Here is a 26533-nt window from a genome sequence, read left to right as displayed (position 1 = left end):
CGGTGGTGTCCGACTGCCCGCCCACCAGGGACATCATGTCCTTGGTGTCCGGCTCAGCCGCACGAGGGATTACTGTACACGGCCACGGGTGATCATGCACAACGGGTATCCGGTTCGTGTCGCGGACAGTCGTCACCGCAGGTCAGAGCACCTTCTGGCGCCGCTATCCCCCACAATGACCGCAAGGCGACAAAGCCTCACACGCCGCCGTCAAGCACGCGCCGCGCGTACAGCTGGGAGGCGAAGCTCACCGTGAAACCCGCCGCCAGGTAGAGCCGCTCGGCGTCCGAGCCCGGCTCCACCTGCAACGTGAGCCAGGCATCCTCTCTCGCGTACGCGTCTTCGTGCACCCGTTGGAGCAGCAGATTCGCGAACCCCCGGCGCCGGTACGCCGGAACAGTCGCCACTGCGTACACGCCGGTGACGTGGTCGGTCGAGACGGTGAGGGTGACCGCGGCCGGCGTACCGTCGCAGCGGAGCAGGTAGAAGGTCTGCTCGGGGTCGTCGTAGTTGTCGACGACCACCTGCCGGAAGAGTTCTTCCCACCAGGCCGCGTCGTCGGCGGAGTCGCCGGGGTCGGCGAATCCGGCGGCCTGGGTCTGGGCGAACACAGCGGCTGCCTCGTCGGAGTCGACGGCTTCGATCACGACCCCTTCCGGCAGCCGCAGCTCAACGACGCGAACCGGCGCCGTCATGTATGAGAGGCGCCCGGCCTCGCGGAAGCCGAGATCGGGTAGCCGGGACGCCCACGAGGAGTTCCACGGGAAGACGCGTACGCAGCCCGTCGACGGCGGGATCTCGGCTGACTCGGTCAGGGGCGTCCACCAGGACAGGAACTCGGCCCGGCCGGCGAGTTCGACCGTGTCGGGCGTACGCCGGAGGGTGCCCCGCTGGGCGGCCATGAAGGCGAAGTGGTTCTCGGCCAGCGCGCGGGCGTCGGGATCGACCAAGGTCACGAAGTCACGGTACGCGCCTGCGGACCCGGCGAACCAGGCCGGCGACCAGGAGCCACAGGGCCGCGGTGGCCGAGGCGAGTTGGGCGAGGTATCCCAGGGTCGCGGGCTGGTACGTGAGTGTCAGCGTGGCATCGCCGTCGCCGGTGAGGATCCAGCCGTTGGCGTATCCGTCGGCGACGACGTGGGTGGCTTTCCAGCCGGCGGGCAGGCCGTCGAGGTGCCATCCGTCGGCGTAGCTGTCGGCGAGGACGAGGACGCGGGTGCCGCCGAGTTCGCGGACGCGTACCTGGAAGCGGTCGGGTCTGGCGGCCATGGGGGTCACGGTGGTCGTCGAGGTCGGGCCGATGGTGTCGGTCTGCGCGGCGACGAGCACCGTCGACAGGGACGGTCGCAGGATCGGCGCGCGGTATTCGACGGTGGTGGTGTCGGCCGCGCCGCCGTCGGCGTACAGGTAGAGGAAGAGGTGGCGGGTGCCGGGCTCGACGCGGAGGGTGGTGTCGAGGTGTTGCCAGCCGGTGGAGCGCGTGAGTGCCGGGGTGGGCGCGCAGCGGTCGGGGCCTTCCTGCCAGACGCAGATGCGCGGCGGCTGGCCGGTGGCGGTGCGGTAGTCGAGTTTGATCTGGTAGGTGCCGGCAACGATCGTGCCCAGTATGCCCGCGCGGACGCACGCTGTTCCGGTACGCGCGGCCAGCCGCATCGCACCGTCCACGATGGAGTACGCGCGGCCCTGGTCGGCCTTGCCGTCGGCGAAGCAGTCCTGCAGGGCGGAGAACGCGCCCAGGGACTGCCCGGCGAGTTCGGCGCCGAACGTCACCTGGTGCCTGCCGGCGGGCAGCCGCAGGGTGCTCGATGGGGCGGCCTGTCCGGTCAGGGTGGCGCGGCCGGTCAGGGCGAGGCCGTCGACGCGGACGTTGCGGTACTGCACAACGGTACGGGTGCCCGCGCCGTCGGCGTACAGGAAGAGTTGCATCGGGGACGCGCTCGGCGCGAGCAGGGCGACGGTCTGGAACTGCCGCCAGCCGTCGCCGGGCGTGTACGCGGGCTGGTCGGTGGTGACGCAGCCGGTGTCGTCGCGCCACAGGCAGATGCGGGGCGGGGCGCCGCTGACGGAGCGGACGTCGAGCCGGACCCGGTACGCGGCCGCGCCCGCCACCGAGCGGACGGGGCCGCTGACGCAGGCGGCGTCCGCGGAGGCGGCGAGTTGCAGGGTGCGCGGGTCGGGCCGGGTCATCGACAGCCGGGGGTCGGCGGCGCCGCGGGCGCAGTCGCCGAGCGGGCCGAACCGGACCTGGGTGGTGCCGTGCGGCACGGGTGCGTACGCGCCCACGGTCGTCGCGGCGCCGATCCGGACCGGGGTTCCGGCGGCGGGCAGCGGCTGCGGGAGGCCGTTCACCGCGAGCGCGACCGCGCCGGGTGTGCGCAGCCGGATGGTCAGCGGTGGGCGGGCCGGCAGGGCGCGTCCGTCCACTGTGACCTTCTCGGCGTCGGTGAGCCGGAGGGTCTTGCCGGTTGTGCGGGCCCAGTAGACGGGATCGGTGGCGGCGGGCCGGTTGAGGGTCACGGCGCCGGCGCGGGGCAGGTCGATGGTGCCGGTGCCGGCCTGGCCGTCGATCGCCCACACCCCGCCCCGCAAGAGCCCGGCGTCCTCTCCCCCGTCGCCGAAACCTGCAGTAGACCCGTCGGCGAGACTTGCGGCGACGTTCCCTTGCGCGCCACGCGGTCCGGAGTCCGCAGAAGCCGAACCACCGCCGGTGCCGACGATCGCCGTGTCGGCCGGCAATCCCAGCAGCGCCCGTCCGGTCGTATCCGCGTGCACCTGCGCGAACCGCTGCGCTACGCGTACCGGGCTGTCGGCCGCTGTCGTGCGGTAGGCGTCGGCGACCGCGTACCGGGCTTCGAGTTCGCTGCCGGGCAGTCGGGAAAGGGCGTCGCTGAGCCGTTGCGGCAGCATCTTCGGGGCGGCCAGGGCCGGGGTGACGTCGGACCGGACGATGACGTGGCCGACGCCGAGCCGGCCCAGCGCCGCGTACGCGCCGGTGAAGTCGCCCGCGAGCAGGTCGTCCTGGACGGCGTTCACGAGCGCGCCGACCGCCGGCTGCGCGTCGAAGTAGCCGCCGGGCAGCAGCTGGAGGGCGGGGCGGCGCAGGAGCTGGACGGGGATCTGGTCGACGCCGTGGTATCCCCAGCTGGTCGTCACCTGGTAGTAGTCGTTGACCGGCAGGACCAGCACCCGCCCCTGATCGGGGGCCTTGTTCACGATGTCCGCGATCCGGTGCCAGTCGGCCGGGACCGCCACCCGCGAGCCGGGCAGGCCGGTCCGCGTCTGCGGCACGACCGCTCCCGTCCACAGTGGCCACGGGTAGGCGACGGCCGCGACGGCGGACAGGACGGCCAGCGGCAGGGCGGTGTCGGCGGCCAGCGACCGCCAGGCGGTGGCCGGTGTGGCGAAGCGTGGCGGGACGGTGTCGGCGAGCCACGCGAGGGCGCGCGCGCCGAGGACGCCGTAGCCGAGGACCATGACGACGCCGAGCTTGCTCATCGGCTCGCGCAGCAGCCACGCTCCCGGGACGTGCTCGAAGATCCACAGGTTGACCGGGCCGAACGGGGCGTGCGTACCGGTGGCGAACACGGCCACCAGGAGCAGGACTACGGCCAGGACGAGGTTCGCGCGGCGGGGCGCGGTGCGTCGGTCGGCCAGGCCCGACACTGCTCCGGCGATGGCCAGCGCCGCCGGGATCCAGCGCAGCCAGGCCCACCACCCGGCGTCGAGGAGTTTCGCGTACGGGAAGTACTCGGGGTAGTCCCAGCCCCAGTGGGCGTTGAGGGTCAGCACGTTGGCGAAGCTGGCCCGCACGTGCGTCCAGGCCCACAGCGCCACGTCGGTCTGCGCGGTGAACCGCAGCCCGTCGCCGGGGTCGGTGAGCGTGACCGCGTACGGGACGAGCCACCAGAGGTTGAGGACGATCGCGAGCGGCACCGCCCGCAGGATCAGCCGGCCGGTCCGGCGCAGCGCCGGGCGGCCCCAGCACAATGCCCCGACCGCCGGGCACGCGACGGCGACCAGGGCGACGATGAGCACCAGCGGCGGGTTCTGCGCCAGGTAGGCGGTCGCCACGGTCAGCAGCGCCAGCGGCGCCGCGCGTACCTCGTCGCCGCGGGCGGCCCGCAGCAACTGCCCGGCCAGCAGTCCCGCCAGGCCGATCGCCAGCACCGGCAGCAGGTTCGGATGGTTCACCAGGACGTACGCGTTGACCGCCCCGAACGTTCCGGCGTACGCGACGGGCCACGGGCGGCGTACCCAGGTGGCGGCCAGGTGGCTGGCGCCGAGGGCGGCGAAGGCGAAGACGATCGCGTACGCGAGGAACTGCGCGGCGGGGCCCGGCAGCCCGACGAGGCCGGCCAGGCGTAGCAGCAGCACGTCGGGGGCGGCGGTGACGGCGTAGGAGGGCGAACCGGTCGGGACGCTCTGATGGTTCCAGAGGCTGGCGAGTTCGCTGCCGAGACCGTCGCGGACGTAGGGGGCCACGTCGCCGCTGGCGATGTACCGGCCGCCGCCGAACCACTGGGTGCAGGCCGCCACCGTCAGGCCGGCCGGCAGCAGGTAGCCGGTCAGGAGCAGGCGGGCCCGGTCGGACAGCCGGATCATCCGGCACGGCGGGCGGCGCCGGCGAGCAGCCCGGCGTACTCGACGCCTTTGAGGACGGCCAGGCCCGCGGCGTGGTGCGGCCGGCGCAGCAGCAGTCCGGGCTGCGAGACCAGCGCGGTCGGCGACAGGGACCGGCGGGTCTGCCGGCCGGCGTACGCGCGCAGGGTCCGGCCGTACCACCGCTTCTTGCGGAACTGGTGGCGCAGGTTGATCCGGCCTTCGTCGTGCCAGACGAAGCCGGTGGTACGCGCGACGGCGTACCCGGCGGCGGCGATCCGGTCGTCGAGGTCCCAGTCCTCGAAGCCGGCCATCAGCTCCTCGTCGAAGCCGCCGACCTGGTCGAGGGCCGCCCGCAGGAAGACCCGGCTGGCCTCGACGCCACGGGCTCCGATGTAGAGCCGCTTCTCCAGTTCCCGGCAGGACGCCAGGAATCCGGTGCCGAAGCTGCGTTCGGTGAGCACGACCGCACCCGGGGCCGGGTCGGCGCCCAGCAGGTCGACGGCTTCGGCGAGCAACGGCGGTTCCAGGACCATGTCGGCGTCGATGAAGGCGATGACCTCCCCCGTCGCGGCGCGCAGGCCGGCGTTGCGCTGGGCGCTGCGTTCCGGTCCACAGTGGATGACAAGGTCCGCGTACTCGGCGGCGACGTCGGGCGTACCGTCGGTGGAGAAGTTGTCGACCACGATGAGCTCGACGGCCGGGTGGGTCTGGGCGCGGATGCTGGCCAGGCAGGCGGCGAGCGTACGCGCGGTGTCGCGGGTGGGCACGACGACGGTGACGGCGGCGCTCATCGGCGGGCTCCGGTCAGCGTGAGGGCCAGCCCGGTACGCGACGCGATCGCGGCCAGCAGCCGTTCGGCGACGAGGTCCCAGTCGGCGGTGCCGCCGCGCCAGCCGGCGGGGGCGGGCTGCTCGACGTGGCCGGGCAGCCGGGCGGTGATCTCCTCGGCGAGCGCGGCGGGGTTCGGGGCGGTCAGGACGCCGGCGGCGGACGGGATCGAGTCGCGCAGGCCCGGCCGGTCGTAGCCGATGGTGGGGGTGCCCATGGCGGCGGCCTCGTCGACGACCATGGCCCAGCCCTCGCGGACCGAGGTGATGACGTGGACGTGGGCGCGGGCGAGGAGCTCGTCGCGGGTCTCGTCGCCGACGCGGCCGAAGAACCGTACGCCGGCCGGCGCGTGGCGGGTCAGCCGGTCGCGCAGCGGCCCGTCGCCGACGAACCACAGCTCGGTGTCGGGGATGGACCGGCGGACCAGGCGCAGCGCGGCCAGGATGTGCTCGGGCCGCTTGGTCGGGCTGAGCCGGCCGACCGAGATGAGCGTCGGCGCGGCCGCCCGGGTGACGTCGGGCCGCGGCCGCAGGTCGAGGCCGGGCGGGACGACGGTGATGTCGCTCAGGCCGTGCTCGGCCAGGGACGCCGCGCTGGACGGGGAGACGGTCACCACCGGGGTGCCGCGGAACCGGCTCAGCCACCGGGGTTCGAGCAGGTACCGGCCGACCGGGGCGAGCAGCGGGTTGACCTGGGCGTGCCAGATCTCCCGGCACACCTGGTGGATCAGGCCGACGACGGGGGTGCCGGCGGCCCAGGTGGCCGCGCCGAACGGCTTGGTGTTCACCTCGTCGATGACCACGTCGAAGCGGCCCCGGCCGTGGTCGGCGTACCAGCGGCGGGCCGCGCCGTAGACGCCGAGGCGGCTGCCCATGCGCCGCACCAGGACGCCGTCGACCACTTCGGACTCCGGGCGCCCGGCGACGGCGGCGCAGACGAGGGTGACGGCGTGGCCGTCGCGGACCCAGCGGCGGGCGACCTCGTGGGTGTAGATCTCGGCGCCGCCGGCGGCCGGGTGGGCGAGGTCTTTCCAGTTGAGGATGAGAATCTTCATCGGGTACCCATCGGGAGGTCGGGGCGGGCGGCGGACGGGGGTTCGGCCGGCGCCGGCGAGGCGGCGGGCCGCTCGGCGGCCGGGGGTCGGGGGATGTCGTAGCGGCCTTCGAGGTAGAGCCGCCGGGCGATGGCGAGGGTGCCGGCGGCCATGTGCCACACGGCGTGCCAGCGGATCGTGGAGCGGCCGTTGTGCCGGACGCTGACCGGCGCGGCGAGGATGCGCCGGTAGCCGCCGCGGCGGGCCGCGACGAGCAGTTCGAGGTCGAACACGAAGCCGCGTTCGACCGTCCGCGGCAGGACCTCGGCGAGCAGTTCGCGGCGGAAGACCTTGATGCCGACCTGGGTGTCGCTGACCGGCAGGTGCGGGAACAGCACCCGGACCAGGCCCTGGTAGCCGGCCGAGCACAGCCGCCGCGCCACCCCCCGGTACGCGTCCACTTCGGACAGCGGGTGGCGTTTGGAGCCGATGACCATGTCGGGGCGGTAGAGCCGGATCAGTTCCAGGAACGTCTGCCAGTGCAGCGGATCGAGGTCGCCGTCGGCGTCGATGAACCCGATGTAGCGCCCGCGCCCCTCCCGCAGCCCCGTACGCAGCGCGCTGCCCTTGCCGCCGTTGCGTGACAGGGAGATCCGCCGGACCAGGCCGGGGTCGAGGTCGTCGATGGTGGCCGGGCTGCCGTCGGTGCACCCGTCGCCGACGGTGATCACCTCGAAGGTGACCCCGGAGTCCCCCAGCGACGTCAGGAGGTTGACGACGTTGGGGCGCAGCAGATCACCCGGGTTGTAGTACGGCACGACGACGGTCAGGTCCACGGTCGCCGGCGCGGTGGCGGGCGGCCGGACGGCTTCGACGGGGGCGCTCCACGCGTACCGCAGGGCGATGGCCGCCCCGGCCCACGAGCCGGCGGCGACCACGGTCGCCAGCTGCGTCGGCGTACCGTGCCAGACGGCGGCGCCGACCGCGATCAGGGCGAGGCTGAGCCACGGCAGCAGGGTGCCGGTGCCGGCCCGGGCCAGCTGGAACTGGGCCTGCAACCAGATCGCGTTGATGCCCATGGTCCCCACGGCCAGCAGCGCCAGCAGCGTACGGCTCGCGGCGAACCCAGTCCCGAAGACCGCGCCGACGACGAGCGGCCCGACGACGACGAGGCCGAGGGCGGCGGCCGCGCCGAGGGCGACGACCCGCGCCTGGGTACGCCGCAACGTCCGGCGGGCCGCGACCGGCGATCCGGCCGCGAACTGCGGGACGGCCAGCAGGCACACCATCCCGGCGAGCAGGAAGGTGCCGTGCGCGGCGGTGCTCGCGGCCGCGTACCAGCCGGACGCGGTGGGAGTGAACCAGTGCCGGGCCAGCATCGTGTCCGCGCCGAGCAGCAGCCAGCCGCCGCCGAGCGCGGCCAGGCCCGACAGCAGGCGGTCGGCGGGCACGTCGAGGGTCTCGGCCGGGCCGGCCACGGCGGCGGGGCGGCGGCGCGCGTACAGCCACAGCAGGCCGAGCCGGATCACGTCGGCGACCACGACCGCGGCGATGACTCCGGGCACCCCGAACCCGGCCAGGGCGACGACGATGACCAGCCGGGCGAGCGTACCGGTGAGGGAGGCCAGGCCCGCGGCGCCGAAGCGCGTCCGTCCGCACAGGACGCCCCACGGCACGGTCTCCAGGGCCAGCGGTACGCAGTACGCGGCCAGCCACCACACCGAGGCCGGGGAGCCCAGGTGCAGGAAGGAGCTGAGGACCGGGGCGCACAGGAAGACGGCGGAGCCGACCACCAGGCCGCAGATGGCCGCCCGCAGCACGGCAGGCGCCACCCGGATCGGCCGCCCGGCCTGGTACGCGCGCGCCACGGCCGAGGTCAGCAGGGTCTCGGCGACGGTGGCCGGCACCGCCAGGACGGCCATCACGACGAGGAACGAACCCACGGCCCCGTACGCGTCCGGGCCCAGCACGCGGCTGGTGACGGCGTGGAAGACCGCGTTGCCGACGGCCGTGAGGCCGAGGCAGATCAGGAAGAACAGCTTCGCTCCGCCGGGTGGGCACCGTGGTGTGGCGACGACCGCCGGCGCGGGCCGGCGGTCGTCACTTGTACGGGCGTCCAGCAGTTCAGGACCAGCCATGCCGCCGCATCCGCCGCGACACGAGCAGCGCGCCGACGGCCACCAGGCCGGCGCCCATCACCGCGAGGCGGATCGGCAGGTTGGAACCGGTCGTCGGCAGGGACTCCCCGACCGTGAAGTCCGCGGTCAGGATCAGGGTGCCGCCGCCGGCGAGCGCGCCCTGCATCGTCAGCGTGTGCGTGCCCGCCTCCAGCGACGGCAGGGTGACCGTGGCGGTCGTGGTCCCGCTGCCGTTGGCGGTGAAGGTGCCCAGCGCGATCGTCTGGGACGCCACCGTGAGCTCCTCCTGCGAGCCGGGGGCGAAGCCTTTTCCGCGTACGGTGATGGTGTTGCCGGACGCGGGCGCGCCGCTGATGATCGCCAGGTCGCCGTTCTGCACCGGGTACGCCGGAGCCAGCGCCGCCACGCCGGTGACCGGCTGCTGGACGGCCTGGGCGGCGGCCGGGGCCGCGGACAGCACCAGAGCGGCACCGGTGAACAGCATCGCGGCGGCCACCTTCGGTTGCCATCCTGCACTTCGGTGAGCTGGCGTCGCAGAGCGGCCGAGCCTCATGAAAACCCCCGTATTGTCTGTATTCGCACCAACACGTACTGTAGCGGAATCGGGTGCGATATCGGGCAATACGGGTTTTTTCTATCCTTACCGCGTGATCGGCGTGTCCACCTTCCGCGCCGATCCGGCCAGGGCCAGCGCCCGGCCGACGAGATCGGCGTCGTCGGTCACCACGAGATTCGCCGCCCGCGCCGGGACGTCGTCCAGGCCGTCGACGTCCAGCACGTGCACGGTCCGGCCGATCTCGTCGACCGCCAGGCAGTACGCGTACCCGCGCAGCGGCCCGGCGAAGTCGGCCGGATCGAATCCGCACGCGCGCAGCGCCCGGGGCGAGTACTCCAGGAACAGGGTCGGGCGGTCCCGCTCGATCGTGCCCGCGGCGCCCCGCAGCGCGTACCCGTCGTAGCCCTCGATGTCGATCTTCAGGATGTCCACCCGGGGCAGATCGGCCGCCACGCCGTCCACCGTGATCATCGGTACGGTGCAACGGACCGCACCGCCGCTGAGTTCCGCCGACGCGGAATGGGTACCGACGTTGTGGCGGGCCAGGAACAGGTCCAGCGAACCGGGCCGCGCCCCGACGGCGGCCTCGTGGACGATCGCCGTCGCGCCGTTGGCGGCCAGGTTGCGCCGCAGCCGCTCCACGTTCGCCGGCACCGGTTCGAAGCAGTGCACCTGGGCACCCGGGCGGGCGTGGCGGGCGGCGTGGACCGCGTACAGGCCCAGGTTCGCGCCGACGTCGAGGACCGTGGCCGCGTCCCGGCACGCCTCGGCGAAGATGTCCAGCTCCAGCGACTCGTAGTAGCCGCCGAGGATGCCCGGCACGATCGTCGCGTCCGCGCACGGGACGGTGAGACGGTGTCCCTTGTAGAGGGCTTCACGTTCACCGCTGCCGTACATGGCCCGGATCGCCGCCCGGTAGAGGCGCTCGGTCACCGCGAGGCGGCTGATCGGAGTCCCCCACAGCAGCTTCCGCGCCCCGAGGACCGCCGCGTGAACCGCCCGTCGTGCGAGCATCCATCCCCCTGGAGTCGATTGCGTCACCTCGCGCAGAGGATTATGCCCGGACCCGACCCGGGAAACGCGCAAACACGCAGGTCCGACGCGTCATCCACAGTGGATGCGCGGTCGCCCGGGCGTCGTCTTCCGCGGAACGCGAACCGGTCTCGCGGGCGCGTACCATCGCACGCGGATCTTGGAGGTGGGCCCTTGCGCGGACGCGACGAGGAACGTGCGCGGCTGCGGGCCGTGCTCGGCGACGTCCGCGCCGGCCGGTCCGCCGCCCTGGTCGTCCGCGGCGCGCCGGGCATCGGCAAGACCGCCCTGCTCGACGACCTCGCCGAGACCGCCGCGACCGGCCTGGCCGTGCTGCGGGTCACCGGCGTGCCGACCGAGGCGGAGCTGCCGTACGCCGCGGCGCACCTGCTGCTGCGCCCGGTCCTCGACCGGATCGACACCCTCCCGCCGGCCCAGCGCACGGCGATGCGCGGCGCGCTGGGGCTGTCGGCCGACGCCGCCAACCGGTTCCAGGTCGGCCTGGGCGTGCTGACCCTGCTCGCCGACCTGTCCGCCGACCGGCCGCTGCTGTGCCTGGTCGACGACGCCCAATGGCTGGACCGCGAGTCCGCCGACGCGCTGCTGTTCGCCGTACGCCGGCTGCACGCCGAACCGGTCGCGGTGGTCTTCGCCGCCCGCGACGACGGCGGGTTCACCGAGACGCCGGGACTGCCCGAGCTGCACCTGACCGGACTGCCCGCGGACGCCGCCGAACAGCTGCTCGCCGAACACAGCGCCGACCTCGCGCTCGGCGTACGCGATCAGATGCTGAGGGAGGCGGAGGGCAACCCGCTCGCGCTGCTGGAGCTGCCGCGGTCGCTGACCCCCGAGCAGCGGGCCGGCGGATTCGCGGCCCTGACCCCGGCGTTCGTGGAACCCGGTACGCTGCCCAGCCGGGTGCTGCGCGGCTTCCGCGACCGGATCTCGGCGTTGCCGCCCGCGGCCCGCAGGTGCCTGCTCGTCACGGCGGTGGCGGGCGACGACGACCGGCCCTCGATCCTGGCAGCTGCCGCGGTGGCCGGTGGCACGCTCGACGACTTCGCGCTCCTGGAACAGGCCCGGCTGATCCGGACCGACGACGCGCGGATCGCCTTGTGGCATCCGCTGGTCCGGGTCGCGGCCCAGGTCGGCGCCGACATCAAGGAACGCGTCGACGCCCACCGGGCGCTCGCCGAGACCGCCGGCGGCGACCGTGGCCTGCTGCACCGGGCCGCGGCCACGACCGGTGTCGACGACGAGCTGGCCGAGGCCCTCGACGGGGTGTGCGAACGGGCCGATCTGCGGGCGGCGCTGTCCATCGCGTCGTCCACGGCGGAGCGCGCCGCCACCCTGTCCGGCGCATCCGTGGACCGGTTCCGGCGGCTCGGGTACGCGGCCGCCACCGCGCTGGAGGCCGGCCAGCTGGAACGGTCCGAGGAGCTGGCCCGGCGGGCCGGCCGACACGACGGCGACCCGGCGTCGATCCGGCGGCTGGCCGGGGTCCGGGCACTGCTGGAGTTCGAACGCGGCACGCCCCTCGCCGCGGCGCGCATCCTCGTCGACGACGCGGTCCCGGCCGCCGCCGGGATGCCGGACTTCCTGGCCTCGGTCGTCGCCCGCGCCGCCGTGTACGCCTGGAGCGGCCCGCACGGCTCCGAGCAGCTGGAGATCCTCGACCGGTTGGCGCAGTCGGCCGGCGGGCCGCTGACCGGGCTGGTCGCCGGTCTGCGCCGGGCCGCCGCCGGGGATCCGGCCGCCGCCGTCGCCGACCTGGCGGCCTATGTGGACGCGGCCGACGACCCGCGGGTGCCGGTGCCGCAGCGCCTGGCCGCCGCCCACGCCGCTCTGCTGCTCGGCGACCACCGGCGGGTCCGCGAGCTCGCCACCGTCCTGGTCGCCGACTGCTACCGGGACGGCCGGGCGACGCTGCTGCCCCAGCCGCTGGGCCTGCTGGCCGTCGCCCACCAGCTGCTGGGTGAACCCGAGGAGGCCCTCGCCGCCCGGGACGAAGCCCTGCGCATCGCCACCGACACCCGCCAGCACCACCGCCGCGGCCACCTGACCGGGCTGACCGCCTGGATGCACGCCGTCCACGGCCGGGACGAGGCCGCCCGGACCGCCGCCCGGCAGGCCCTGGCCGCGTCCGGGCAGCGGCAGTGGGCCTCCGCCACCGGCTGGGCCGAACACGCCCTGACCATTCTCGACCTGCAGCAGGGCCGCTACGACAGCGCGCTCGACCGTCTGCTGGCGGCGGCCGGCGGTCCGGCCCGGCACAGCGTCAGCCTCCAGCTGTACACGCTTCCCGACCTCGTCGAAGCCGCCGGCCGCCTCGGCCGCCCCGAACAGGCGGGCGAGGCCGCCGCCACGTTCACCGCCTGGGCGCAGGCGACACGGCAGCCGTGGGCGCTGGCCGTGGCCGAACGCTGCGCGGCGCTGCTCGCGGCGGACCCCGAACCGCACTACGAACGCGCGCTCGCGCTGCACGCGGCCGACGCGTACCCGATCGAGCACGCCCGTACCCGCCTGCTGTACGGCGAATGGCTGCGGCGGCGGCAACGGCGGGCCGAGGCGGCCGTCCAGCTGACCGCCGCCGACGAGATGTTCCACCGGCTCGCGGCCGCCGGCTGGCAGACCCGCGCCGGGGACGAGCTGCGCGCCGCCGGGTACGCCCCGCGATCCGCAGGCGACGCGAACGCCGATCCGCTGACGGCGTTGACACCGCAGGAACGGCAGGTCGTCCGGCTGGCCGCGAACGGACTGTCCAATCGCGACATCGCCGCCCAGCTGTTCCTCAGCCCGCGTACGGTTGGCTACCATTTGTACAAGGCGTACCCGAAGCTCGGCGTCGCTTCGAGGGCCGATCTCGCGGCGGTACTGATACGGGCGGAGCCGATGACCTAAGCGCGGCCCGTCCCGCGCGACCGGCGTACCGTCACGCGACAGACGCGCCGGCAGGCCGCCGATCCCTACCGTCGACCACATGATCAGTTCCGTACCCCGGTACAGCCTGGCCGAGCGGGACCGCCGCTGGACCCTGGCCCGCGACATCATGGCCGCCGAAGGGCTCGACGCGCTCATCGCCTACGGCGAGCACGAATGCGCCGACCTCGCCCCGTTCGCGCCCGACGCGTACTTCACCAACGACCGCCCCGGCTCCATCGTCGTCTTCTGCCGGGACGCCGACCCGATCCAGCTCACCTGGTCGAACCTGCCGATCACCGACCACATCGAGGCCGCCCGGCGCGGCGACGACCTGTGGATCGCCCCGGACCGCATCCGGGTCGCGAAGAACGCCGCCGGCCTCGTCGAGGTGCTGCGGGAGCACCGGCTGGAGGCGGCCTCCGTCGGCGTCCTCGGCCTCGACCCCTACCCCCCGTTCCACATCAACCCGATCCTGCCCTATCGCATGTGGACGGAGGTGCTCGCCGAGCTGCCGGAGGCCACCTTCGTACCGGTCGGCCTGGGCTACCTGTTCGCCACCGTCTGCCAGTCCGACGAGGAACTCGCGGTGATCCGGTACTCGGCCGCGGCCGGCGACGCGATGGCCGAGGCGATGCGCGCCGCCGCCGGGCCGGGCGTCAGCGAAGCCGACGTCTACGCAGCCGGGATGGCGGCCGCGTTCCGCCTCGGCGTCGCGGCGCCGGGCATGCTGCTGTCGACCGGCCCCGGCTTCATCTCCTGGGGCCCGCCCGTCTGGTCCTACCGCCCGCAGGCCCCGCGCGTCCTCGCCGACGGCGACGTGATCATGGCCGAGGTGTTCTGCCGGTTCGGGATGAAGGAGACCCAGCACCAGGTCGCGATCGCCGTCGGCGAACCCCACCCCGACATCAAGGCCGCCGCCGAGATCGCCCGGGCCGGCTACGACGCCGGACTCGCCGTCGCCCGGCCCGGCAACACGTTCGGCGACATCGTCGAGGCGATGCAGGCACCGCTGCGCGACGCCGGCGCGTGGAACGTCCACCCGCTGATCCACTCGCTCAACCCGATGGGGCCCGTCTGCGGCTTCGGCTCCGGCCTGCGCCGCATGCCCGAGGCCCGCGCCTACGGCCGCCTGTTCGACGTCCCCACCATGGGCGGCGAACTCCCGCTCGCCCCCGGCATGACCTTCGCGTTCGAACCCAACGCCGTCGTCAACGGCCGGCTCGCGAACCTCGGCGGCACCGTCGTCATCGGCGACGACGCGCCCGTCGAGCTCAACCCCCTCACCGCCCAACTCCTGTACGCCACCAGGTAGGAGCCCGCACATGATCGTCGTCGAGCACGACACCACGTACCTCAGCGATCCGGAGACGGTCGTGGCCGCCCTCACCGACCTGGCCGGCTATCCCGCCTGGCAGAAGGACGTCCTCGAAGTGTCCGGCCTGGACACCGCGCCGGTCGGCATCGGCACCCGGCTGATCCAGACCCGCAAGGTGATGGGCCGGCGTACCGAGGTCGCCCTCACCGTCACCGACTACGCGCCCGGCGAGCGGATCACCCTGCGGACCGACCCCGGCGCGCAGCCCGCCGTCACCCAGGCGTACGCGGTCGGCCCGGACGGCGCCCACGGCAGCCGGCTGACGTTCCGGCTGGAACTCGACGGGGTGCCCAAGCTCGCCGAGCACCTCGTCAAGGCGCAGCTGGGCAAGCAGGTCCCGGACATGTTCCAGCGGCTCGGCGACCTGCTGTCGGCCCGGGGGTGAAGAGGTGCGGCGGCCGCCGATCGGTACGCTCCGGCGGTACCGGCCGGCGGGCGTCGCGGCGTCTGAGTTCGCCTGCCGCCTGCTGCCGCGCAGGCAGGGCGTCAGCCCGTACCCTGGACGGCGTGCGAAATCCGCCGACCCACCGACGAGGCCGCCATGGCTGACGCCGACGACGTCCGCCGCCTGGCCCTCGCCCTGCCCCACGTCGTCGAGATCGACAGCGAGGGCTTCGACTTCCGGGTCGGCGACAAGGGGTTCGTCTGGTCGTATCCCGAACGGCATCCGGGCAAGCCGCGGGTCATCCGCACCGACATCGCCGTCCTCTACGTCGGGGACGAGGCCGAGAAGCAGGCGCTGCTGCTCGGCGAGCCGGAACTGTTCTTCACCACCGAGTCCTACGACGGGCTGCCGCTCGTCCTGGCCCGGCTGGAACGGCTCAGCGAGGAGCGGCTGGCCGAACTCGTCGTCGACGCCTGGCGGATGAGAGCGCCGGCCGAACTCGCCGCCGACCTCGACCCTGGCCAATTCGGGCAGTGAAAATCGATCAAGATCAAGATCATGTCCCGGGTTCGTCGATCTCACCTCCGCTCCTCGCGCGGGAGACCGTTCCGGCTTCTCCGCTTCGCTCCGGAGCCTCCACTGCCAGGTGAGTGGGGCGACGCATCCTTCACCGTCGCCGGGCGGGCCTTGATCATGACGTCTTCGCCATGGCGCGGGCCAACCGCCGTACTCCTTCCTCGATGAGGTCCGGGGCCGCGGCCGCGTACGTGAGGCGGAGATGGGGCGCTTGCGGTTCGGCGGGATACCACGGCCTGCCGGGGAAGACGATCACTCCTTCCGCTGCCGCGGCGGCCGAGAGTCCGATGTCGTCGGTGCCGTCGGGAAGGCGTACCCAGAGGTGCAGTCCGCCCCGGGGCAACACCGAGGGGACGAGGTCGGGAAGGTGGCGGGCCAGCGCCGACGCCAGCGCGTCCCGGCGCGTACGCAGAGCCGCCCGCAACGCCCGGCGGTGCCGGTCCCAGCCCGGCGAGGTGACCAGTTCGAGGGTCGCCTGCTGCAGCGGCCCGGCCACGAAGAAGTCGTCGACCAGCCGGGCCGACCGCAGCCGGGCACCGGCCGGGCCGCGCGCGCCCAGAGCGGCGATACGCAGCCCCGGCGCCGCCGATTTCGTCAGTGACCGGATGTGGATGACGTGCCCGTCCGGGTCGTCGGCGGCCAGCGGTGGCGGAGCCTCCCCGTCGATCGTCAGGTCGCGGGCGTAGTCGTCCTCGATGAGGAAGGCGCCGGCCGCGCGTACCGCTGCGAGGACCGAGGCCCGGCGGCCGGGCGCGAGGGTGGCCCCGGAAGGGTTGGCGTACAACGGTTGGCAGTAGAAGAGCCGCGCCCCCGTGTACGCGAGGGCGGCCTCCAGCTGATCGGGCCGTACGCCGTCCGCGTCGGCCGGCACCGGGACGACCCGCAGCCCGGCGGAGCGGGCGAGGGCGAGGATCCCGAGATACGTGGGCGATTCGACGAGCAGCGTGTCACCGGGGGACGTGAGCGCCCGCACCACGGTGGACAGCGCTGCCTGGCCGCCCGCGCACAGGAGCATGTCGTCCTCCCGCAGGCCGCCCGCGCCCCCGGAAGCGGCGGCGGAGCCGGTGGAGCGCGCGAACCAGGCGCGCAGGTCGGGCCGCCCTTCGACCGGACCGCGGGCCCAGGAGGCGGGCTGCCGCGCGGCCCGGGCGAGCGCGGCGCCCAGCGCGGCGGTCGGTTGCAGCTCGACGTCCAGGTAGCCGCCGGAGAGCGGGATCGCTCCGGCGGGCGGTAACGCGAGCAACGCGCGCAGTTCGTCCTCGCCCGCCCGCCGCTCCCCCAGCGCGACGGTCTGCCACGAGAACTCCGGCGTACCCGACCGGCCGGGGCTTGGGGCACCGGAGACGAAGGTTCCCTGGCCCGGGCGTGCCTCCACCAGGCCTTCGGCCACCAGTTGCCGGATCGCCGCGGCCACGGTGACCGGTGACGCCTGATGCCGGGCGGTCAGCTCCCGCACCGACGGCAGGCGCGCGCCGACGCCGGACCCGGCCACCCGCGTACGGAGATCTTGGATAACGCGGTCCCGTGCGTTACCGTCATTCATGAGAGCCAAGAGTAACGTTACCGCGCCGCCGGCGATAACGGCGGGCCTGCTCCTCGGCCTGCTGGGCGTGCTCGCCTTCAGCATGAGCCTGCCGATGACCAGGGTCGCCGTACGCGATCTCGACCCGTGGTTCGTCGCGTTCGGCCGGGCCGTCGTCGCGGCCGGCCTCGCCGCGGCCTACCTGCTCGCCGTGCGGGCCCAGCGGCCGACGCGTACGCAGGTGTGGCGGCTCGCGATCGTGGCGGTCGGTGTGGTGGTCGGGTTCCCGCTGTTCACGTCGCTCGCGTTGACCACGCAGACCGCCGCGCACGGCGCGGTCGTCGTCACCGTGCTGCCGGCCTCCACCGCGATCTTCGCGGTGCTGCGCGCCGGCGAACGCCCCCGCTGGCCGTTCTGGCTGGCCAGCCTCACCGGAGTCGCGGCCGTCCTGACGTTCCTGATCCTGCTGGGCAGCGTCCGCGGGTCACTCACCCGCGCCGACCTGTTCCTGCTCGCGGCGAACGTCCTGTGTGGACTCGGCTACGCCGAGGGCGGCGCGCTCGCCCGCGACCTCGGCGGCGCACGCACCATCTGCTGGGCGTTGATCGTCGCGCTGCCGGTCAGCCTGCCGATCACGGTCGCCTCCGCGCTCGCCCACCCGCCGCACACCGGCGGCGGCGGGTGGGCGGCGTTCGCGTACGTGAGCGGGGTGTCGATGTTCCTGGGCTTCTTCGCCTGGTACGGCGGCCTCGCCCGCGGCGGCGTCGCGCGGGTCGGCCAGATCCAGCTCGCCCAGCCGCTGATCACCCTCTGCTGGTCGGCGCTGCTGCTGGGCGAGGCCGTCACCCCCGCGGCGGTGGTGACGGCCATGATCGTCCTCGTCTGCGTCGTGGTCCTGCAGCGAACAGCCTCAGGTGTACGCGCGACGCCGGCCCCGATCCGCCCGCCTCAGCCGGAGTAGCGGCGGATCGCCCAGAACCCGACCCCGGCCAGCAGCACGGTCAGCCCGCCGAACAGCGCCAGCTCGATCCACTGGAACCGCCAGTACCGGTCGGCGGGCTGGTACGTGTAGCCGAAGTGCAGGTTCAACCGGGCGGTGCAGGCCATGGTCTCCTGCGGACCGTTCCCGTCGCACTGATGCGCCTGCTGCGCGGTGAAGGCGCTGCCGTCGGCGTTGAAGATCTGGCTGCGGGACGACAGCGACCAGGCGCCCGGCATCGTGTACCCGTCGATCCACGCCCGGGTGTCGCTCACGCCCATCAGATCGGAGCGCGCCATCGTGTCCTCGGTGAACGTCACCGTCGCCGACACCGGGGGCATCAGATGGGCGCGTACCAGGGACGGCATCAGGATCTGGGCCGCGGCGAACACCGCGAGGGTGATCGCCATGGCCGGCAGCGTACGCCGCACCAGCAGCCCCGCGACCGCGCCGAGGACGAAGGCGAACGCCGCGTACCCGGCCGGGACGAGGTTGCGGGCGGCGAAGTTGAGCACGCCGAACCGCTCGCCCATCACCAGGTCGTACCGGCTGGCGCTCCAGGTCAGCAGGAGGCTGAACACCCCGGCGACGGCCGCGGCGGCCACCGTGAGGAGGCCGAGTTTCACGGCGAGCCAGCGCGTACGCGGAACGCTCTGGTTCCAGACGAGCCGGTCGGTCTTCTCCTCCAGTTCCCGGGCGATGAGCGGGGCGCCCCAGAAGATCCCGATGAGCCCCGGCACGACCACCAGCAGCCCGCCGAGAACGGTGAACTGGCCGCCGAACGATTCGGCGAACGCCCGCCGGGCACTCGCGCACTCCGCCGGTACGCAGTTCACGATGTCCGTCGCGTACGCGTGCCTGGACTGCAGGGCGAGGAGCACGAGGTAGCCGGCCAGCGCGGCGAGCGACCCCAGCGCGACCAGGGACTGGGTGCGAAACTGCCGCCAGGTGAGCCAGATCATCGGTGTCCCTCCAGTGCCCGGGTCATGTACGCGAGCCCGACGTCCTCCAGCGACGCGCGCTCGGCGCCGGGGACGGGCTCTGGTGAGCGGACGATCGCGGTCCGGTCGCGTCCGGTGGTCTCGGCGTGGACGACCTCGGCGACCGCGGGCAGGCCGGCGGGGTCGCCGGTCAGCCGGTAGTGGACCGCGAGCAGGTCGGCGACGTCGCCGGCGAGCTGTACCCGTCCGGCGGCGAGCACGATGAGGTGGTCGCAGACCCGCTCGACGTCGCCGAGCAGGTGCGAGGACAGCACGACGGTGACCCCCAGCTCCGCCGCGAACTCCCCCAGGTCGCGCAGGAAAGCGTTGCGGGCCAATGGATCCAGTGCCGCGACCGGCTCGTCGAGGATGAGCAGCTCGGCCCGTTTCGCGGCGGCGACCGTCAGCGCGAGCTGGGCCCGCTGGCCGCCCGACAGCCGCCCGGCCTTCTGCGCCGGGTCCAGGCCGAGCCGCCGGACGCGCCCCTCGGCCAGCGGCATGTCCCAGCGCGGGTTCAACCGGGCCCCGAGCCGCAGATGGTCGGCGACCGACAGCGTCGCGTACGCGGGGGCGTCCTGGGCCACGAAGCCGACCCGGGCCAGCTGGGCCGCCCCGGCCGCCGGGCGGTCCCCGAGAACGGAGATCGTCCCGGCCGTCGGCGCGATCAGCCCGCAGGTCAGCCCGAGCAGCGTCGTCTTGCCCGCCCCGTTCGGCCCGACCAGCCCCACGATCCGCCCGGCCGGTACGCGTACCGAACAGTCGGCCAGCGCCGTCGTGTGCCGGTAGCGCTTGGTCAGTCCCGCCGTCTCAATGACCGGCGTCATGTCGTCCCCTCCAAGTCTGGTGCTTGCCTGATCTGGTACTTGCCTGATTTGGCGCCTGCCTGTGCAGTGGCTTGCCTCTCGTTGCCGTGCCGTTGGTTGCCGGGCCAGTTCTAGCGGGCGGACGGTCACAGGAAGGTCCGCCCGGCTGTGACCGGGCTGTGACGGCGGGCCGGTTAACCTCGGACGATGAGAGTGCTGGTGGTCGAGGACCAGACCGAGCTGGCGGACTCGGTCGCCCGGGTGCTGCGCCGCGAGGGCATGGCCGTCGACGTCGCGTACGACGGTGGCGCCGCCCTCGAACGCACCGGCGTCGTCGACTACGACGTCGTCGTCCTCGACCGGGACCTGCCCGGCGTGCACGGCGACGACGTCTGCCGCACCCTCGTCGCCGCCGAGGCCCCCGCCCGCGTCCTGATGCTCACCGCGTCGGGCACCGTCGCCGACCGGGTCGAAGGCCTCGGCCTGGGCGCCGACGACTACCTGCCCAAACCCTTCGCGTACGCCGAACTCGTCGCCCGGATCCGCGCGGTCGCACGGCGTACCCGCCTGGCGGTCCCGCCGGTCCTCGTGCACGGGGATCTGCGGTTGGATCCCGCGCAGCGGACGGCCACCCGGGCCGGCGAGCGGCTGACGCTGAGCCCGAAGGAGTTCGCCGTCCTCGAATACCTCCTCGCCGGCCGGGGCCGGGTGATCTCCGCCGAGGAACTCCTCGACCGGGTCTGGGACGAAGCCGCCGACCCGTTCACCACCACCGTCAAGGCGACCATCAACCGGCTGCGCGCCAGACTCGGCGAGCCCGCACTGATCGAGACCGTCGCCCGCGCCGGCTACCGGATCTGAGATGAGCACCCCCACCCACCGGCTGCGGCGGCGGTTCACCCTGCTCTACTGCGCGATGTCCGTGCTGTCCGCCGTCATCCTGCTGGCCCTGGTCTACTTCCTGGCCCGCGACCTGCCGCCCGCCGACGCGCCCGCCCCGCCGGGCGGCCCGGGCAGCGTCCCCGCGGCGGTCCCGGCCGCGTACCGGGCGTTCCGCGTCGACATGCTCGTCGTCCCCGGCATCGCCCTGGCCGTCATGGCTCCCGTCTCGCTCCTGCTCGGCTGGCTGTTCGCCGGGCGTACGCTGCGGCCGGTCCGTACGATGACCGCCGACCTGCGGCAGATCTCCGGCTCGAACATCCACCGGCGGCTCGCGATGAGCGGCCCGCGGGACGAGTTCAAGGATCTCGCCGACACGATCGACGGCCTGCTCGGCCGGCTGGAGGCGGCCCTCGACGGGCACAAGCGGTTCGTCGCCAACGCCGCCCACGAACTGCGTACGCCGCTGACGGTCGAACACGCGCTCCTCGAAGAACCGCTCATCGACCCGCAGGCGACGGCCGAGGACTACCGGGCGAACTTCGAGCGGCTGCTCGTCGTGAACCGCCGGCGCGGCCGCCTGCTGGAATCGCTGCTGACCCTGGCCGGCAGCGAGCACGGGCGCGGCCCGACGGAGCCGGTCGACCTCGCCGAGATCGCCCGGCCGGTCGTGGCCGAACGCGCCGCCGAGGCGCAACGGCGCGGCCTGACGGTCACGACCAGCCTGGAGCCGGCCGGGCTGCCCGGCGACCCGGCGCTGCTGGCCCGCCTGCTCGCCAACCTGTACGACAACGCCCTGCACTACAACGTCTCCCCGGGCACGATCTCCCTCGGTACCCGGACCGGCGACGGGACCGCGCTGCTCAGCATCGCCAACACAGGACCGGTGATCCCGGCGGCCGAGGTCGAGCGGCTCTTCGAACCGTTCCAGCGGCTGCACCGGGTCGCCGACGACGGGCGGCACGGGCTCGGGCTGTCGATCGTGCGGGCCATCGCCGACGCCCATGGAGCACGGCTCACCGCGTACGCGCGGCCGGGCGGGGGGCTGGAGGTCCAGATCGCCTTTCCCGCCCGCGACCACCCCGGAGAGTGACACGGCCCGATCGGCAGGGCCGATCATCAATCGACAAATCTAAACTGGCCGCATGATTGCGAGCGCCGACAGCCCCTTCGCGAACAGCTCGCCCTCGCCGGCGGGGTTCGGCTCTGCGCTGGCCCTCCTCGGCAGGCAGCAGCCCGTCGTGTTCGACGAGGCCATGGGCGCTCCCCTCGTGCTGCGCTACCGCGACGTGGCCGCGGCCCTGCGGGACACGGCCACCTTCAGCACGCGGTTCTACGGCATGGGCCCGATGGCGGGCGTCATGATCTCCCAGGACGGCGAGGAGCACTCCCGCCAGCGCCGGATCCACAACCGCTTCTTCAGCGCGAGCGCCAGCCGCCGCTACGCCGAGATGGTCCGCCCGCTCGCCGAGCGCACCTTCCGGCCGCTCGCCGGCCGCCCCGGCGCCGAGCTGATGAGCGAGGCCATCGCGTACTACCCGATGACCGTCTTCCTCAACCTGCTCGGCGTCCCCGACGACCTCGGCCACCAGGGCCTGATCTGGGTACGCGAGGTCATGGCCTGGCTGGCCTCGCCGATGAACCCGGAGTTCGCCGAACCCGGCGGGCGCGCGTTCCAGGAGATGAGTGACTACATCACGGGTCTGGTCGAGCGGGAACGCGTCACGCCCGGCGACAACCTGCTCGGCGAGATCATCAAGGCGCACCTCGACGAAGGCGGCTACACCCCCGAGGCGGTCACCGTCGCGGTGGTCGGGCTGTTGCTGGGCGGCTTCGAGACGACCATCCAGCTGCTGGCGGGCACCCTGGTGTCGCTGCTGCTGCACGACGAGGCCATGCGACGCGTACGCGCCGATCCGTCCACCATGGACGCCGCGTTCGACGAGGCGCTGCGGTGGGCCAGCCCCACGGCCGGACTCTACCGGCTGGTCCTGCGCGACACCGAGATCGCCGGTACGCCCATCGCCGCGGGCGGCATGGTGTACCTGGCCATCGCGGCGGCGCACTTCGACGCGGACGCCTTCGCCGAACCCGAGTCGTTCATCATGGGTCGCCGCGGCACCCACCTCGGCTTCGGCATCGGCGCCCACTACTGCGTCGGCGCCCCCTTGGCTCGCATCGAAGCCAGAGCCGCGCTGTCGGTCCTGCTGGACGCCTGCCCCGGGCTGAGACTGGACCCGGACAGGCCGCTCGCGTTCCGCTACGGCGCCCGGGGATTCGTCCAGCACGGCACGGACACGCTGCCCGTCCTCACCGCGTAGAGCCGCCCGGCTCACCGGGGTTGCCGCCCTCGGCGCGGACCGCCTCGCCCTCTCTCCGGCATGTCTGCCCTGGTCGGGGCGTCGTCACTCTTTCGTCACTGATCCCGCACCCGCTCCTGCCTACCGTACGGCGACATCGATACGGAGGTGGAAGCAGTGACGCAATCACAGGGCACCGAGAGCGGGCTGACGGCCGTCCTGGTGCACGGCGCGTTCGCGGACGCGTCGAGCTGGTCGGCCGTCGTCGGGCAGCTGCACGCGGCCGGCCTGGACGTGCGGGCCGTCGCCAACCCGCTGCGGGGACTGGCCGCGGACGCGGGATACGTGGCGGACATGGTCGCCGACATCGAAGGCCCGGTACTGCTGGTCGGGCACAGCTACGGCGGCGCGGTGATCAGCAACGCCGCCGCCGAGCTCCCCCAGGCGGTCGGGCTGGTGTTCATCACCGCGTTCGCCCCCGAGGAAGGCGAGAGCCTCGCCTCGATCGGCGAGCGGTTCCCGGCGACGCTCATGGGGCCGGCGCTGCGCCAGACCGTGGTACGCGCCGCGGACGGCGGCAAGGCCGTCGACCTGAGCGTCGACCGGGCCCGGTTCCCGGCGGTCTTCGCCGCCGACGTTGCCCCGGCGGACGCGGCGGTCATGGCCGCGAGCCAGCGGCCGATCGCGGCGGCCGGTTTCGCCGACGCCTCGGGCGTACCCGCCTGGCGGCGGCTGCCGTCGTGGTACCTCGTGGCCACCGACGACCAGGCCATCCACGTCGACGCCCAGCGCCACATGGCCCGGCGCGCCGGATCGCACATCACCGAGACGGCCGGTTCGCACGCCGTCATGGTCTCCCAGCCCACCGCCGTCGCGGACGTGATCATCACGGCCGCGCGGACTCTTCGTTGAAAGGGCATACCGCTATGAACACCGCATCACGAAGAACCGTCCTGACCGGACTCGCCACTGTGTCGGCCGCCGCGAGCCTGGGCATCGTCGCGTCCGCCGCCCCCGCGCAGGCGGCCGCCGCGGCCGGCCCCGGTGCCGCCGGGCGCGCCCGGCCGACCGTCGTGCTCGTGCACGGCGCGTTCGCCGACGCGTCGAGCTGGACCGGCGCGGTCCAGCGCCTGCAGGCCGACGGCTTCCCGGTCGTCGCGGTGGCCAATCCGCTGCGCGCGCTGACCACCGACGCCGCGTACGTCTCGGCCGTGCTCGCCTCGATCACCGGCCCGGTCGTCCTCGTCGGGCACTCCTACGGCGGCGCGGTGATCACCAACGCCGCGACCGGGAACCCGAACGTCAAGGCGCTGGTGTACATCGCCGCGTTCGTCCCCGACGCGGGCGAGTCCGCCTTCGCCCTCAGCGCCGGCGGCTCCCTGCCGGACGTGGTCGCCGCCACGCAGATCCCGATCGCGGGCGGCGGCACCGACGTGGAGCTCTCCATCCGGCCGGAGGAGTTCCGCCGGGCGTTCATCAGCGAGGTCGGCGCCGCGCAGGCGCTGGCGATGGCGGCCACCCAGCGCCCCGTCACGCTGACCGCGCTGGACACGCCCTCGGGAGAGCCCGCCTGGCGCGGCATCCCGTCGTGGTACGCGGTGTCGGGCGCCGACCAGGCGATCCCGCCGGCGTCCCAGCGCGCCATGGCCGCCCGGGCCGGCTCGCACACGGTGGAGATCCCCGGCGCCTCGCACGCGTATTTCGTCACCCACCCCAACCTCGTCGTGGACCTCGTCCGCGCCGCCGCCCGCGCCACGGCCTGACCGTCGCCACGCTCACCTGGGAGAGAACCATGCACACGCCGACACCGGTCATCTTCATCCACGGACTGTGGCTGCACGCCACCTCGTGGACGCCATGGTCCGACCTGTTCCGCGAAGCGGGCTACGCTCCGGCCGCGCCGGGCTGGCCGGGCGACGCCGACACCGTCGAGGAGACCCGCGCCCACCCCGAACGCCTCGCCGACCACGGCATCGACGACGTGGTCCAGCACTACGCGGGCATCATCGAGCAGCTCGACACCAAGCCGATCCTCATCGGGCACTCGTTCGGCGGCATGATCGCCCAGAAGCTGCTCGGCCTCGACCTGGCCGCCGCCGCGATCGCCATCGACGCCGCTCAGATCAAGGGCGTCCTGCCGCTGCCGCTGTCCGCGTTGCGGGCGACGCTGCCGGTGTTCAAGAACCCCGGCAACCTGCACAAGGCCGTCTCGCTGACCGAGGAGCAGTTCCGGTTCGCGTTCGGCAACGCCGTCTCCGAAGCGGAGTCGCAGGAGCTGTACGAGCGGTGGACGATCCCCGCGCCCGGCAAGCCGCTGTTCGAGGCGGCGGCGGCCAACTTCAACCCGCACTCGCCGGCCAAGGTGGACACCGCCAACGAATCCCGCGGCCCGCTGCTGCTGATCATGGGCGGCAAGGACCACACGGTGCCCGAGTCCGTCACCCGCGCCACGCTGAAGCAGTACCGGCACGCCAGCACGGTCAACGACATCCTGGAGTTCCCCGACCGGGCGCATTCGCTGACCATCGACAGCGGCTGGCGCGACGTCGCCGACGCGTGCCTGGCGTGGCTCCAGGAGCAGTCGCTGTGAGCACCCGTCTCGCCGGGCACGGCCGGCTGCGGTGGCTGGCGATGGCGGCGGCCCTCGTGTTCCTGCTGCCCGCGGCCGCTGCCGCCCACGACGGCCGCGAACGCCGCGTGCCGTACGGCTTCACGGAGCAGAAGGTCTCCGTCGGCACCGTCGGGATCAACTACGTACGCGGCGGCAGCGGCCCGACGCTGGTTCTGGTGCACGGCTTCCCGCAGACCTGGTACGAATGGCGGGGGCTGCTGCCGGAGCTGGCCAAGCACTACACGGTCATCGCGCCCGACCTGCGCGGCGCCGGCGGCAGCGACGCCCCGGCCGGCGGCTACGACAAGAAGACCATGGCGGACGACATCCACCGCCTGCTCGTGAAGCTCGGCCTGAACCACGACATCCGGCTGGTCGGGCACGACATCGGCACCATGGTCGCGTACGCCTATGCCGCCGCCCACCCGGGTGAGGTGACCAAGCTGGTGCTCAGCGAGGCGCCCATCCCGGACGCGAACCTGTACACCTTCCCGTCCCTGACGGACAAGGGCCCGGGTGCCTGGCATTTCGGCTTCTTCTCCCTGACCAACGGCCTGCCCGAACAACTCGTCCAGGGCCGGGAGGAGGTGTGGGTGGACCGGTTCACCGACTCGCTCGAGGTCCAGAAGAACGCCATCGGGCCGGTCGAGGTCCGCGAGTTCGCCCGGTACCTGCGCGACCCCGCTCATCTGAAGGCGAGCTTCGGATGGTTCCGGGCCTTCCCCGCCGACATCGCCGACAACCTGACGTACGCCGAGGTCAAGCTCACCATGCCGGTGCTGGCCATCGGCGCCGACGGCAGCCTGCGCGACACCGAGGAAACCCAGGTCAGGCAGTACGCGACCAACGTCACCGGCGCCGTGATCGCGAACTCCGGCCACTGGATCTACGAGGAGCACCCGGCCGAACTCACCCGGCTCCTGCTCACCTTCCTGGCCTGAGCGCCCGCCACTCTGATCCACCGTCCGAGCAGCACCCTGCGAGCAGCACCGACCGAGCACCACCGGCCGGC

General features: G+C 73.5%; 22 protein-coding genes. 12 read left to right on the top strand and 10 right to left on the bottom strand.

Translation table 11 applies throughout. From position 1 onward, the window contains the following. Positions 1-197: 197 nt before the first annotated feature. The 7 genes from G401_RS0132665 to G401_RS53655 all read right to left on the bottom strand — a co-directional run bounded on the left by G401_RS0132665 (position 198) and on the right by G401_RS53655 (position 10171). On the bottom strand, positions 198-956 hold the full coding sequence (locus tag G401_RS0132665; RefSeq protein ID WP_027345791.1) for a GNAT family N-acetyltransferase: 759 nt from the start codon (positions 954-956) through the stop codon (positions 198-200). Positions 957-960: 4 nt separating this feature from the next. Beyond that, positions 961-4602, bottom strand: a complete 3642-nt coding sequence (locus G401_RS0132660; RefSeq protein ID WP_027345790.1) for a hypothetical protein — start codon at positions 4600-4602, stop codon at positions 961-963. Beyond that, positions 4599-5393: a glycosyltransferase family 2 protein gene (locus G401_RS0132655; protein ID WP_027345789.1), complete on the bottom strand. Its 795-nt coding sequence runs from the start codon at positions 5391-5393 to the stop codon at positions 4599-4601. The genes G401_RS0132660 and G401_RS0132655 overlap by 4 nt, the downstream gene beginning before the upstream one ends. Next, on the bottom strand, positions 5390-6484 hold the full coding sequence (locus tag G401_RS50045) for a glycosyltransferase family 4 protein (RefSeq protein WP_027345788.1): 1095 nt from the start codon (positions 6482-6484) through the stop codon (positions 5390-5392). Before G401_RS50045 ends, G401_RS0132655 begins: the two co-directional genes overlap by 4 nt. Beyond that, positions 6481-8601: a glycosyltransferase gene (locus G401_RS0132645; RefSeq protein ID WP_027345787.1), complete on the bottom strand. Its 2121-nt coding sequence runs from the start codon at positions 8599-8601 to the stop codon at positions 6481-6483. The genes G401_RS50045 and G401_RS0132645 overlap by 4 nt, the downstream gene beginning before the upstream one ends. Further along, positions 8588-9097, bottom strand: coding sequence for a hypothetical protein (locus G401_RS0132640; RefSeq protein WP_027345786.1), 510 nt, complete (start codon positions 9095-9097; stop codon positions 8588-8590). Before G401_RS0132640 ends, G401_RS0132645 begins: the two co-directional genes overlap by 14 nt. A gap of 144 nt (positions 9098-9241) precedes the next feature. Next, positions 9242-10171: an FkbM family methyltransferase gene (locus G401_RS53655; protein ID WP_051367475.1), complete on the bottom strand. Its 930-nt coding sequence runs from the start codon at positions 10169-10171 to the stop codon at positions 9242-9244. Positions 10172-10363: 192 nt separating this feature from the next. Between G401_RS53655 and G401_RS0132630 the strand changes: the two genes are divergently transcribed. From G401_RS0132630 to G401_RS0132615, 4 genes are all read left to right on the top strand, one after another. Beyond that, entirely contained in the window at positions 10364-13090 is a 2727-nt protein-coding gene (locus G401_RS0132630; RefSeq protein WP_027345785.1) for a helix-turn-helix transcriptional regulator, read from the top strand. A gap of 79 nt (positions 13091-13169) precedes the next feature. Next, positions 13170-14423, top strand: a complete 1254-nt coding sequence (locus G401_RS0132625) for a M24 family metallopeptidase (RefSeq protein ID WP_034593846.1) — start codon at positions 13170-13172, stop codon at positions 14421-14423. Between the two features lie 10 nt (positions 14424-14433). Further along, positions 14434-14871, top strand: coding sequence for an SRPBCC family protein (locus tag G401_RS0132620; RefSeq protein WP_027345783.1), 438 nt, complete (start codon positions 14434-14436; stop codon positions 14869-14871). 156 nt (positions 14872-15027) lie between these two features. After that, positions 15028-15408 carry an MmcQ/YjbR family DNA-binding protein gene (locus tag G401_RS0132615; RefSeq protein ID WP_027345782.1) on the top strand — a complete coding sequence of 127 codons (381 nt, stop codon included), beginning with the start codon at positions 15028-15030 and terminating at the stop codon, positions 15406-15408. Between the two features lie 154 nt (positions 15409-15562). On the opposite strand, the gene G401_RS0132610 is transcribed toward G401_RS0132615, so the two are convergent. Beyond that, a complete protein-coding gene (locus tag G401_RS0132610) occupies positions 15563-16990 on the bottom strand; it encodes an aminotransferase-like domain-containing protein (protein WP_027345781.1) in 1428 nt (475 codons plus the stop codon). Between G401_RS0132610 and G401_RS50035 the strand changes: the two genes are divergently transcribed. Beyond that, a complete protein-coding gene (locus G401_RS50035; protein WP_051367474.1) occupies positions 16989-17930 on the top strand; it encodes a DMT family transporter in 942 nt (313 codons plus the stop codon). The genes G401_RS0132610 and G401_RS50035 overlap by 2 nt on opposite strands. Here the strand turns inward: G401_RS50035 and G401_RS0132600 are convergent. Next, on the bottom strand, positions 17918-18910 hold the full coding sequence (locus tag G401_RS0132600; protein ID WP_027345780.1) for a hypothetical protein: 993 nt from the start codon (positions 18908-18910) through the stop codon (positions 17918-17920). The two genes, G401_RS50035 and G401_RS0132600, sit on opposite strands and share 13 nt — an antisense overlap. Next, positions 18907-19752 (bottom strand): ABC transporter ATP-binding protein, encoded by an 846-nt coding sequence (locus G401_RS0132595; protein WP_027345779.1) that lies wholly within the window; start codon positions 19750-19752, stop codon positions 18907-18909. Before G401_RS0132595 ends, G401_RS0132600 begins: the two co-directional genes overlap by 4 nt. 186 nt (positions 19753-19938) lie before the next feature. On the opposite strand from G401_RS0132595, the gene G401_RS0132590 reads away from it, so the two are divergent. The 7 genes from G401_RS0132590 (at position 19939) to G401_RS0132560 (ending at position 26462) form a co-directional block, all read left to right on the top strand. Then, positions 19939-20592, top strand: coding sequence for a response regulator transcription factor (locus G401_RS0132590; protein ID WP_027345778.1), 654 nt, complete (start codon positions 19939-19941; stop codon positions 20590-20592). Between the two features lies 1 nt (position 20593). Further along, complete coding sequence (locus G401_RS0132585) at positions 20594-21703, top strand: sensor histidine kinase (RefSeq protein ID WP_027345777.1); 1110 nt, start codon at positions 20594-20596, stop codon at positions 21701-21703. A 52-nt stretch (positions 21704-21755) separates the two neighbouring features. Continuing rightward, on the top strand, positions 21756-22931 hold the full coding sequence (locus tag G401_RS0132580) for a cytochrome P450 (RefSeq protein ID WP_027345776.1): 1176 nt from the start codon (positions 21756-21758) through the stop codon (positions 22929-22931). Positions 22932-23087: 156 nt separating this feature from the next. Further along, a complete protein-coding gene (locus tag G401_RS0132575) occupies positions 23088-23822 on the top strand; it encodes an alpha/beta fold hydrolase (protein WP_027345775.1) in 735 nt (244 codons plus the stop codon). A gap of 14 nt (positions 23823-23836) precedes the next feature. Continuing rightward, positions 23837-24673: an alpha/beta fold hydrolase gene (locus tag G401_RS0132570; protein WP_027345774.1), complete on the top strand. Its 837-nt coding sequence runs from the start codon at positions 23837-23839 to the stop codon at positions 24671-24673. A gap of 29 nt (positions 24674-24702) precedes the next feature. After that, the gene (locus tag G401_RS0132565) at positions 24703-25500 is read left to right on the top strand and encodes an alpha/beta hydrolase (protein ID WP_027345773.1); all 798 of its coding nucleotides are present in this window, start codon (positions 24703-24705) and stop codon (positions 25498-25500) included. Next, positions 25497-26462 (top strand): alpha/beta fold hydrolase, encoded by a 966-nt coding sequence (locus G401_RS0132560; protein WP_245601910.1) that lies wholly within the window; start codon positions 25497-25499, stop codon positions 26460-26462. Before G401_RS0132565 ends, G401_RS0132560 begins: the two co-directional genes overlap by 4 nt. Positions 26463-26533: the final 71 nt, after the last annotated feature.

It is taken from the genome of Hamadaea tsunoensis DSM 44101 (assembly GCF_000428945.1).
GTDB classification, from domain to species: domain Bacteria; phylum Actinomycetota; class Actinomycetes; order Mycobacteriales; family Micromonosporaceae; genus Hamadaea; species Hamadaea tsunoensis.
Note: the sequence above shows the minus strand (reverse complement) of the source record. Positions and strands in the feature narration are given on the sequence as shown.

Excerpts from the sequence above, each read along its gene's own strand:
- G401_RS0132660 (WP_027345790.1), bottom strand. The coding sequence starts at position 4,602 with ATGATCCGGCTGTCCGACCGGGCCCGCCTGCTCCTGACCGGCTACCTG.
- G401_RS0132655 (WP_027345789.1), bottom strand. The coding sequence starts at position 5,393 with ATGAGCGCCGCCGTCACCGTCGTCGTGCCCACCCGCGACACCGCGCGT.
- G401_RS50045 (WP_027345788.1), bottom strand. The coding sequence starts at position 6,484 with ATGAAGATTCTCATCCTCAACTGGAAAGACCTCGCCCACCCGGCCGCC.
- G401_RS0132645 (WP_027345787.1), bottom strand. The coding sequence starts at position 8,601 with ATGGCTGGTCCTGAACTGCTGGACGCCCGTACAAGTGACGACCGCCGG.
- G401_RS53655 (WP_051367475.1), bottom strand. The coding sequence starts at position 10,171 with ATGCTCGCACGACGGGCGGTTCACGCGGCGGTCCTCGGGGCGCGGAAG.
- G401_RS0132625 (WP_034593846.1), top strand. The coding sequence starts at position 13,170 with ATGATCAGTTCCGTACCCCGGTACAGCCTGGCCGAGCGGGACCGCCGC.
- G401_RS0132620 (WP_027345783.1), top strand. The coding sequence starts at position 14,434 with ATGATCGTCGTCGAGCACGACACCACGTACCTCAGCGATCCGGAGACG.
- G401_RS0132615 (WP_027345782.1), top strand. The coding sequence starts at position 15,028 with ATGGCTGACGCCGACGACGTCCGCCGCCTGGCCCTCGCCCTGCCCCAC.
- G401_RS50035 (WP_051367474.1), top strand. The coding sequence starts at position 16,989 with ATGAGAGCCAAGAGTAACGTTACCGCGCCGCCGGCGATAACGGCGGGC.
- G401_RS0132610 (WP_027345781.1), bottom strand. The coding sequence starts at position 16,990 with ATGAATGACGGTAACGCACGGGACCGCGTTATCCAAGATCTCCGTACG.
- G401_RS0132600 (WP_027345780.1), bottom strand. The coding sequence starts at position 18,910 with ATGATCTGGCTCACCTGGCGGCAGTTTCGCACCCAGTCCCTGGTCGCG.
- G401_RS0132595 (WP_027345779.1), bottom strand. The coding sequence starts at position 19,752 with ATGACGCCGGTCATTGAGACGGCGGGACTGACCAAGCGCTACCGGCAC.
- G401_RS0132590 (WP_027345778.1), top strand. The coding sequence starts at position 19,939 with ATGAGAGTGCTGGTGGTCGAGGACCAGACCGAGCTGGCGGACTCGGTC.
- G401_RS0132585 (WP_027345777.1), top strand. The coding sequence starts at position 20,594 with ATGAGCACCCCCACCCACCGGCTGCGGCGGCGGTTCACCCTGCTCTAC.
- G401_RS0132580 (WP_027345776.1), top strand. The coding sequence starts at position 21,756 with ATGATTGCGAGCGCCGACAGCCCCTTCGCGAACAGCTCGCCCTCGCCG.
- G401_RS0132570 (WP_027345774.1), top strand. The coding sequence starts at position 23,837 with ATGAACACCGCATCACGAAGAACCGTCCTGACCGGACTCGCCACTGTG.
- G401_RS0132565 (WP_027345773.1), top strand. The coding sequence starts at position 24,703 with ATGCACACGCCGACACCGGTCATCTTCATCCACGGACTGTGGCTGCAC.